The sequence below is a fragment of the Coralloluteibacterium thermophilum genome, assembly GCF_042654365.1.
Taxonomy (GTDB): Bacteria; Pseudomonadota; Gammaproteobacteria; order Xanthomonadales; family Xanthomonadaceae; genus Coralloluteibacterium; species Coralloluteibacterium thermophilum.
Window position 1 is genome coordinate 1 of record NZ_JBHSGG010000008.1, and the last position, 8,871, is coordinate 8,871.

Consider the following 8,871-nt stretch of genomic DNA (forward strand, 5'->3'; position numbering starts at 1 on the left):
GGCGACATCAGCTTCCTCCCCCAGTCAGAGGGGAACAACCTCTTGAAACCTCACAGCTAGGTGAGGACGTGCTTCCACGTCTGGCCAAGGCCGAAGCCGCGGCCGCCACCGCGTACCGCGCAGGCGCCGCCAGTTATCTGGAGTGGTCGAGCCTGCAGGCGGAGCACGCCGCCGCACGGCAGCAACAGCTGGCGGCGGCGCTGGAAGCCCAGCGCGCCCTGATCGAGATCCAGCGGCTGACCGGCCAGGCATTCGTCGCCGGCCCGGGCCTGCAACACAACCAAGGAGCAACCCCATGAAGCCTGTCCACCTGATTCCGGCACTGGCGCTGGCCTTGGTCCTCGCAGCCTGCGGTGGCGAGCCGGACCAGCCGGCCAAGGACGCACATGCGAACGACGCCGCCGACCACGGAACGGAGGCCGACGAACACGGCCATGAGGCGGATGAAGTCGCCAGCACGGTCATCCCTGCGGAAATCGCTGAAAAGTCCGGTATCAAGACCCAGCCGGCCGGCCCCGGCGTGATCGCCGACGAGCATGAGGTGCAAGGCCTGTTGACCCCGGTCGAGGGGCGTGTTGCGCAGGTCACCGCCCGTTTCCCGGGCCCGATCCGCTCACTGCGCGCCAATGTCGGAGACCAGGTTCGCGCCGGCCAGATGCTGGCGACGATCGAGAGCAACCTGAGCCTGAGCACCTACAGCGTCGCCGCGCCGATCTCTGGCGTGGTCGTCGAGCGCAGTGCCTCGGTCGGCGGCTTGGCCGGCGAGGGCGCGCCGCTGTTCGAGATCGCCGATCTCTCGCAGCTCTGGGTCGACCTCCACATCTTTGGCGCCGACGCCCAGCACATCCAGCCCGGCGTGCCGGTGACGGTCACCCGCATGAGCGATGGCGAGACCGTCCGAACCACGCTCGAACGCGTGCTGCCGGGCATGGCCACCGCCAGCCAGAGCACGGTGGCACGCGCGACGATCGACAACGCCGACAACCAATGGCGGCCGGGCACAGCAGTCAAGGCGCGGATCACGGTCGCACAGGAACCGGTGGACCTGATGGTGCCGTTGACCGCGCTGCAGTCGATGGACGGCCGGGAAGCCGTATTCGTACGTGAGGGCGAGACCTACCTGACCCGACACGTCGAAACCGGCGCCCGCGATGCCACGCAGGTGCAGATCCTCTCGGGTCTGAGCGAAGGCGAGGAGGTGGTCGTCGCGGAGAGCTACTTGATCAAGGCGGACATCGGCAAGGAGGGCGCGGCGCATGACCACTGACGCCATAGGCCGCCAGCCGGGCCTGCTGGAGCGGATCGTCCGGTTCTCGATCCGGCATCGCTGGATGATGCTGGTGCTGACCCTCGGGCTGATCGGAGTAGGCATCTGGAGCTTCACCCGGCTCCCGATCGATGCAACGCCGGACATCACGAACGTCCAGGTGCAGATCAACACCGAGGCGCCCGGCTACTCTCCGCTGGAGTCCGAGCAGCGGGTCACCTATCCGATCGAGACGGCACTCGCCGGCTTGCCCCGGCTCGACTACACGCGCTCGCTGTCGCGCTACGGCTTGTCGCAGGTCACCGTGGTGTTCGAGGACGGCACCGACCTGTACTTCGCCAGGCAGCAGGTGGCCGAGCGCCTGCAGCAGATCCGCTCGCAGATTCCGGAGGGCCTGGAGCCCGAAATGGGCCCGATTTCGACCGGGTTGGGCGAGATCTTCATGTACACCGTGGATGCGGCGCCCGACGCGACCAAGCCGGATGGCAGCCAGTGGAGCCCCACCGACCTGCGCACCCTGCAGGACTGGGTCATCCGGCCGCAGATGCGCAACACACCGGGGGTGACCGAGGTCAACACGATCGGCGGCTTCGAGCGGCAGATCCACATCACGCCGGACCCGTCCAAGCTGGTTGCACTCGGCTTCACGCTGCAGGACATCGTCGACGCGGTGGCGGCCAACAACCAGAACATGGGCGCCGGTTACATTGAGCGCAACGGCCAGCAGTACCTGGTGCGCGTGCCCGGCCAGGTCGGCGGGATCGACGAGATCCGCAACATCGTGCTGGACCGGCGCGAAGGCCTGCCGATCCGGGTGGCCGACGTGGCGCAGGTGGGTGAAGGCCCGGAGCTTCGTACCGGCGCGGCCACCCAGAACGGGGAAGAGGTCGTGCTGGGCACCGTGTCGATGCTGGTCGGCTCCAACAGCCGCAGCGTCGCGCAGGCCGCGGCGGCGAAGCTGCAGGACGCGAACGCGAGCCTGCCAGAAGGCGTCACCGCAACGGCGGTCTACGACCGCACCGAACTGGTCGAACGCACCATGCAGACCATCTCGAAGAACCTGGTCGAGGGCGCCCTGCTGGTGATCGTGGTCCTGTTCCTGCTACTGGGGAACTTCCGCGCCGCGCTGATCACCGCAGCCGTCATCCCCCTGGCCATGCTGTTCACGATCACCGGAATGGTGCGCGGAGGCGTCTCGGGCAACCTGATGAGCCTGGGTGCACTCGACTTCGGGCTGATCGTCGATGGCGCGGTCATCATCATCGAGAACGTCCTGCGCCGGTTTGGCGAGATGCAGCATCGGCTTGGCCGGACGCTGACACGTGAAGAACGCAACGACCTGACGGCTACCGCCACGGTCGAGGTCATCCGGCCCAGCCTGTTCGGCATGTTCATCATCGCCGCGGTGTACCTGCCGATCTTCGCCCTGACCGGGATCGAGGGAAAGATGTTCCATCCCATGGCGATCACGGTGGTGCTGGCCCTCACCGGTGCAATGGTCTTGTCACTCACCTTCGTTCCCGCATCCATCGCGATCTTCATGGGCAACCGGGTCCAGGAGAAGGAGAACCGGCTGGTCCAGTGGGTGCGACGCGGCTATAAGCCGTTGCTCTCGTGGTCGCTCCGTCGGCAGAACTGGGTGTTTGCCGGGGCGTTTGTCTTGGTTGCCGTGTCCCTGCTTGTCGCCACGCGCCTGGGCAGCGAGTTCATTCCCAGCCTGGACGAGGGTGACGTCGCCATGCATGCGATCCGCATCCCGGGCACTGGCCTGGAGCAGTCGGTGAAGATGCAGCTCGCCGTGGAGGAGCGGCTGATGCAGCTTCCCGAAGTGGAGCGGGTGTTCAGCAAGATCGGCACGGCCGAGGTGGCTACCGACCCGATGCCACCAAACGTCGCCGACACCTTCCTGATGATGAAGCCACGCGGGCAGTGGCCCGACCCACGCAAGCCCAAGGACGTACTGCTCGACGAGATCGAGGCGGCGGTGGCGACGCTCCCAGGCAACAACTACGAGTTCACGCAGCCGATCGAGATGCGGACCAACGAGCTGATCTCCGGCGTGCGTGCGGACGTGGCGGTCAAGGTGTTCGGCGATGACCTGGACACGCTGGTCGAGGTGGCCGAACAGGTCGAGGCCGTTGCCAGGCAGGTCGAGGGCGCAGCCGACGTCAAGACCGAACAGGCGACCGGCTTGCCACTGCTGACGATCGTGCCGGATCGTGCGGCGCTTGCGCGCTTCGGCTTGAATCCTGGGCTCGTGCAGCAGACCGTTGCCACTGCGGTCGGTGGCCAGGTCGCCAGCCAGCTGTTCGAGGGCGATCGCCGCTTCGATATCGTGGTCCGACTGCCGGAACAGATGCGTGTCGATCCGACCGCCCTCCAGGATCTGCCGATCCCCTTGTCCGACGGTGGGAACGCGGACCGGTCGAGTCTGGAGCCACGCTGGGCGACCGCGCGGACCGTACCGCTGCGGGAGGTCGCGAAGATCGAGAGCCTGCTGGGGCCCAACCAGATCAACCGCGAGAACGGAAAGCGCCGGGTGGTGGTGACCGCCAACGTGCGTGATCGCGACCTGGGCAGCTTCGTCGAAGAGCTGCAGCAGCGCGTCGGGCAGCAGGTGAACGTGCCGGAGGGCTACTGGATCGACTACGGCGGCACGTTCGAGCAGTTGATCTCGGCCAGCCAACGGCTCGCCGTCGTGGTACCGGTGACCCTGGTCCTCATCTTCGGCCTGTTGTTCATGGCCTTTGGCTCGGCCAGGGATGCGGTGATCGTGTTCAGCGGGGTGCCGCTGGCCCTGACGGGCGGTGTGGCCGCACTGGCACTGCGCGGCATCCCGTTGTCGATCACCGCAGGCGTCGGCTTCATCGCGCTGTCCGGCGTGGCCGTGCTCAACGGCCTGGTCATGATCGCCTTCATTCGCAACCTGCGCGAACAAGGCCAGTCGCTGGACGACGCGGTCTTCAACGGCGCCCTCGGGCGGCTGCGGCCCGTGCTGATGACCGCCCTGGTCGCGTCGCTCGGCTTCGTCCCCATGGCGCTCAATGTCGGCGCGGGCGCGGAGGTGCAGCGTCCGCTCGCCACCGTCGTGATCGGCGGGATCGTGTCTTCAACGCTGCTCACCCTGCTTGTCCTGCCCACCCTTTACCGTCTTCTGCATCGCGGCGACGCAGCGAAGCCGCAACTGGAGGCCCACTGAGTTGAGTGAAGAGAAGATCGAGATACACGACGCGCACCAGCGCCGGATCCTGTTGATCGTCCTCGCCCTGAACCTCGCGCTTGCCGCGGGGTTCGGGGTCACGGGCGTCGCCGCCGGCTCAAGCGCTCTGATCGCAAATGGACTGGACAATGCGTCCGACAGCGCCGTCTACATCATCACCCTGCTCGCACTCAGTCGCTCACAAGCCTGGAAACGGTCGGCGGCCAAAGTGTCCGGCTGGCTGCTGATCCTGTTCGCCGCTGGGATCCTGGTCGACGTGGGCCGTCGATTTTTCGGCGACGTCGAGCCCATTGGCACAACGATGATGGTGATGGCCCTGGGAGCCGCCATAGTGAACGCGACCTGTGTGTGGCTACTCAAGAAGATCCGGCAGACCAACGTGAACGTGCGCGCCGCGACCACCTTCAGCACCAACGACTTTGTCGCCAACGCGGGCGTGCTTGTGGGTGGCGGATTGGTGCTCTGGACCGGGCGGGCCTGGCCCGATCTAGTCGTCGGTCTTGCGGTGGCGGCGATCGCCCTGAAGGGGGGCATCGAGATCCTGCGGGATGCGCGAGGTCAAGAGCATGGCTAGCAGAGCCGGCTTGCAGTACTTTCTCCATCGGAGCCGCGCTTTGTGTCGGGGCATTCGGCAGGGCACAGCGGTCACCCCATGAGTCGGTTGAACGATGTGCGTGACAGACTGGAACGGCACCAGATCCCGATCTATTTTCTGGCGATTGCGCTCGGCTTCGCCGTCGCGTTGACCGTACCCGGCACCGGCAGGCTGGAAGTCCTGATCAATCCCGCGCTGGCATTGATGCTGTTCGTCACCTTCCTGCAGGTGCCGTTGGTCAAGCTGCGAGCCGCGCTGGCGAACCGGCGCTTCCTGGGCGCATTGCTCGTTGCAAACTTCCTGGTCGTGCCGCTGCTGGTCGCGGCCATGTTGCCGCTTTTGCCAGCAGACCCGCTGGTCCGTATCGCCGTGCTCTTCGTACTGCTGTGCCCATGCATCGACTACGTGGTCACCTTTTCCCATCTGGGCAAGGCGGACTCCGCGCTGCTGCTGGCTGCGACGCCGGTTCTATTGCTCGTGCAGATGTTGCTGTTGCCGCTGTACTTCGGCGTGCTGATGGGCGAAACATCGGCCTCACTGGTCCAGGCAGGTCCGTTCCTGCACGCATTCGTCTGGCTGATCGCGGTCCCGCTACTGCTCGCGGCGGGCCTGCAGGCAGCCGCCTCGCGCTCGCCGAGAGTGGCCCGTTTGGCCGGCCTGGGTGGGGTGATGCCGGTACCCGCCACCGCGGGGGTGCTCTTCGTGGTGATCGCAGCGGTGACACCGCAGCTGGGACCAGCAAGCAATGCTGCGGTCTCGGTAGTGCCGTTCTACATTGCCTTCGCGATCATCGCGCCACAGCTCGGCCTTGCGGTGGCACGGATTTTCAAGCTGGCTGTTCCGGCGAAACGGGCCGTGGCGTTCGCGTCGGGCACGCGCAACTCACTGGTGATATTGCCGTTGGCCCTGTCGATCCCCGGCGCGCTTCCCATCGTACCGGCGGTGATCGTGACCCAGACGCTGGTCGAGTTGATCGCAATGCTGGCCTACATACCGCTGATACGACGGGTGGCAACGCGTGACTGCCATGCTGCCGCCCGCCCAGGTCACTTCTCGGTGCTTGTCAGTGGGCGCCGCAGCGTGTCCAGGATGACACATTGGCCGCGCTCGCCCCCACTGCAGCTGCCGATCACCCGTTCGAGCTCAGCGGCCATCCGCTGCAGGTCCCCGAGCCGGGCCTGAATGTCCACCAGGTGCACGCGGGCGAGCCGGTCGACATCTTGGCATGACAATCCGTCGTCCTCGGCCAGGCCCAGCAGGCTGCGGATCTCCTCCAGGGAGAAGCCAAGGTCGCGGCCACGACTGATGAAGCGCAATCGATCCACGTCCGTTGACCGATAATCGCGGTACCCGCTCGCTGTGCGCGGCGGCGCAGGCAACAACCCGATGCGCTCGTAGTAGCGCACGGTTTCCGGATGGCACCCGCTGCGTGTCGCGACCTCTCCAATCTTCATGGGCTTGACCCTGTAGCGGCTACAGACTTTAGGATCGCCGACCTGACAGCGGTCCGCAATTCCTGCGTCCGCTCCCATCTGGAGACTTGACCATGGGTGACTCGTGCGGCTGCGGAAGCACAGTGGATATCCGGGCCTTGGAGGCCGGGCAGCGGCGCGTGCTGATGATCGTGCTGGCGATCAACATCGCCACCTTCGTGATGATGATCACGGCGGCGATTTACAGCGGATCGTCCTCGTTGCTGTCAGGCAGCCTCGACAATCTTGGCGATGCGCTGACCTACTTGCTGAGCCTGGCGGTGATCGGCGCCAGCTTGCGCGCCAAGGCCAAAGTGGCGCTGATCAAGGGACTGCTGATTTTCGGCGCCGCGGTGGCGGTCGCCATCCAGATCGGCTGGCGCCTGGCCCATCCGGAGGTACCGATCTTCGAGGCCATCGGCATTGCTGCGGTGATCAACCTTGCGTTCAACGCACTGTGCCTGTGGTTGCTGACGCCGTACCGCTTCGGCGATGTGAACATGTCATCGGCGTGGGAGTGTTCGCGCAATGATCTGTACGAGGGTGTTGCGGTACTGCTGGCGGCCGCCGGCGTGTGGCTGTTCGATGCGGGCTGGCCCGATCTGGTCATCGCCGGTGGACTGTTGCTGATGTTTCTGCGGTCCGCCTGGCGGGTACTCCGTATGGCTTGGCGGAGCTACCGGGACGAGGCGAAATAGCAAGTTGCGGCCCGTTGCCCGGCCCAAGAGAAGAAATGCCCCGTATGCCGGGGCGTTTGTTCGCCGAGTTGGCTGATGATCGGCATCCAGTGGCCGCGACCGCTATCCGCAGCAGGGATTCTGTTGCTGGATCGGTGGACACGGCACGGTGCCGTACGAACAGAACACACAACAGTCGCCCGGCTTGGGCCGCAGTACCGTGCTGCAGCCTGGACACTCGTAGAAAAACTGACAGGCCGTGGTAGGCATCATCTCGCTGGCCTGGTGCCTGCATTCTGGGCAGGTCAGCATGCTTTGCAGTTGCAGATCAGCCACCATTTGTCCGTGCCTTGGCCGGGAAGCCTGCTTCGGTGATGGCCCGTGCGATGTCCGAAGCACTTGTACGCTCGGAATCGAAGGTCACCGTTACCGTGGCTGCCTTGGTATCGACCGCAGTGTCAGCTACGCCGGGCACCTTCTCGAGCGCTTTCTCAATGGTGATGCTGCACGTAGGGCAGGTCATGTTCGCGGCCTGCAACACCACCGTCTCAGTGGGGGCGGCCCCCGCCGTTCCGGCCCATATGACGGCCATCAAGGCCAATGTCCACTTGCGCATCGATCGTCTCCTACAGAAGCCAAATCACGTAATACGGAAACAACAACAACAAGGCGATCACGACAGTGGCTAACCAAAGCCAGCGCCGCCGCCGGCTCAAGATGCCCGGATCCACGCATTGGCCTTCGGCGCGGCATCGAGAGGCTGGTCCGTACAGGCCCCAGAAGGCTAACCCCAGCGACAGCAGGGCGGCAGCACTGAACCAAGGGCGCCATGGATCCAGCGCGGTCAGGTTGCCGATCCAGGCGCCACTGATGCCCAGCAGGACCAACGCCAGCGGCACGACGCAGCAGACCGATGCGCCAATGGCGGCGATGCTCGCGCCAACGATGGCTGGAACAGACGATTTGGCCGGGGTTGTTTGCATCGGAGCATACTAGCCTCTGTACCTAGGTACGGAGTCAAGCCGTGCGTCCGAACACGTTTACGATCAGCCAGCTGGCGGCGGCGGCCGACGTGCATGTCGAAACCGTGCGCTACTACCAGCGCCGTAGGCTGCTGCGTCAACCCGAGCGACCGATAGGAGGCGTGCGTCGTTACGACGAAAACGATGTCAATCGGCTTCAGTTCATCCGTCGCGCTCAGATGATGGGATTCAGCCTCGACGAGATCGCTGGCCTGCTACAGATCACAGGCGAGCGTTCTTGCGAGCAGACCCGTCAATTGACCGAGCGAAAGCTCGCCGATGTCCGTCTACGAATCCGCGAGCTGCGACAGCTGGAGAGGGATCTCGAACAGAAAGTAGCGCGGTGCGCCCAAGTGCCGGCGGGAGAGTACTGCCCAACCCTCGATTTTCTGGAGCGGCCAAGAAAGCCAGCTGCGACAGGCAGTTAGGTCACTTTCGGCCGTTTTTTACACGAATCCCTGCCGACCCTCTGATTCGGCCGCTCGACGCAGGCCGGCACTATCGACAACGAATGGAGCACACAGCATGAAAACCCGCAAACTCGGAAACGACCTGGAAGCTTAGGCTCAAGCTCCAAGTGCAACGCCCCCATGTACGGGTGTTGCCATGTCCAAGACC

Annotated in this window: 9 protein-coding genes and 2 pseudogenes; 7 read left to right on the forward strand and 4 right to left on the reverse strand. The window is 65.0% G+C overall.

Translation table 11 applies throughout. The features are described from left to right. From ACFO3Q_RS04025 to ACFO3Q_RS17370, 5 genes and pseudogenes are all read left to right on the forward strand, one after another. Nucleotides 1-299: pseudogene (locus ACFO3Q_RS04025) on the forward strand (hypothetical protein); the annotation flags it as partial. Beyond that, nucleotides 296-1,267 carry an efflux RND transporter periplasmic adaptor subunit gene (locus ACFO3Q_RS04030; RefSeq protein WP_377003357.1) on the forward strand — a complete coding sequence of 324 codons (972 nt, stop codon included), beginning with the start codon at nt 296-298 and terminating at the stop codon, nt 1,265-1,267. The pseudogene ACFO3Q_RS04025 and the gene ACFO3Q_RS04030, both read left to right, overlap by 4 nt. A 22-nt stretch (nt 1,268-1,289) precedes the next feature. After that, nucleotides 1,290-4,466, forward strand: a complete 3,177-nt coding sequence (locus tag ACFO3Q_RS04035) for an efflux RND transporter permease subunit (protein ID WP_377003359.1) — start codon at nt 1,290-1,292, stop codon at nt 4,464-4,466. A 1-nt stretch (nt 4,467) separates the two neighbouring features. After that, nucleotides 4,468-5,061 carry a cation efflux transmembrane domain-containing protein gene (locus ACFO3Q_RS04040; protein WP_377003358.1) on the forward strand — a complete coding sequence of 198 codons (594 nt, stop codon included), beginning with the start codon at nt 4,468-4,470 and terminating at the stop codon, nt 5,059-5,061. A gap of 96 nt (nt 5,062-5,157) precedes the next feature. Then, nucleotides 5,158-6,264, forward strand: coding sequence for an arsenic resistance protein (locus ACFO3Q_RS17370; protein WP_465251325.1), 1,107 nt, complete (start codon nt 5,158-5,160; stop codon nt 6,262-6,264). Between the two features lie 11 nt (nt 6,265-6,275). Here the strand turns inward: ACFO3Q_RS17370 and ACFO3Q_RS17375 are convergent. Next, a pseudogene (locus ACFO3Q_RS17375) lies at nt 6,276-6,614 on the reverse strand (MerR family transcriptional regulator); the annotation flags it as partial. Between the two features lie 14 nt (nt 6,615-6,628). Here ACFO3Q_RS17375 and ACFO3Q_RS04055 point away from each other — a divergent pair. Next, a complete protein-coding gene (locus ACFO3Q_RS04055; protein ID WP_066922029.1) occupies nt 6,629-7,252 on the forward strand; it encodes a cation efflux transmembrane domain-containing protein in 624 nt (207 codons plus the stop codon). Between the two features lie 102 nt (nt 7,253-7,354). Here the strand turns inward: ACFO3Q_RS04055 and ACFO3Q_RS04060 are convergent, their stop codons facing one another. From ACFO3Q_RS04060 to ACFO3Q_RS04070, 3 genes are read right to left on the reverse strand one after another with little or no spacing between them, the layout of a single operon-like run. Beyond that, nucleotides 7,355-7,570: a GDCCVxC domain-containing (seleno)protein gene (locus tag ACFO3Q_RS04060; RefSeq protein ID WP_322109198.1), complete on the reverse strand. Its 216-nt coding sequence runs from the start codon at nt 7,568-7,570 to the stop codon at nt 7,355-7,357. Further along, nucleotides 7,560-7,847: a heavy-metal-associated domain-containing protein gene (locus tag ACFO3Q_RS04065; protein ID WP_036196115.1), complete on the reverse strand. Its 288-nt coding sequence runs from the start codon at nt 7,845-7,847 to the stop codon at nt 7,560-7,562. The genes ACFO3Q_RS04060 and ACFO3Q_RS04065 overlap by 11 nt, the downstream gene beginning before the upstream one ends. A 10-nt stretch (nt 7,848-7,857) precedes the next feature. After that, on the reverse strand, nt 7,858-8,214 hold the full coding sequence (locus ACFO3Q_RS04070; RefSeq protein ID WP_066922031.1) for a mercuric transporter MerT family protein: 357 nt from the start codon (nt 8,212-8,214) through the stop codon (nt 7,858-7,860). A 41-nt stretch (nt 8,215-8,255) separates the two neighbouring features. Here ACFO3Q_RS04070 and ACFO3Q_RS04075 point away from each other — a divergent pair, with 41 nt between their 5' ends. Then, nucleotides 8,256-8,681 carry a MerR family transcriptional regulator gene (locus ACFO3Q_RS04075; protein ID WP_066922032.1) on the forward strand — a complete coding sequence of 142 codons (426 nt, stop codon included), beginning with the start codon at nt 8,256-8,258 and terminating at the stop codon, nt 8,679-8,681. The last annotated feature ends 190 nt before the right edge of the window (nt 8,682-8,871 follow it).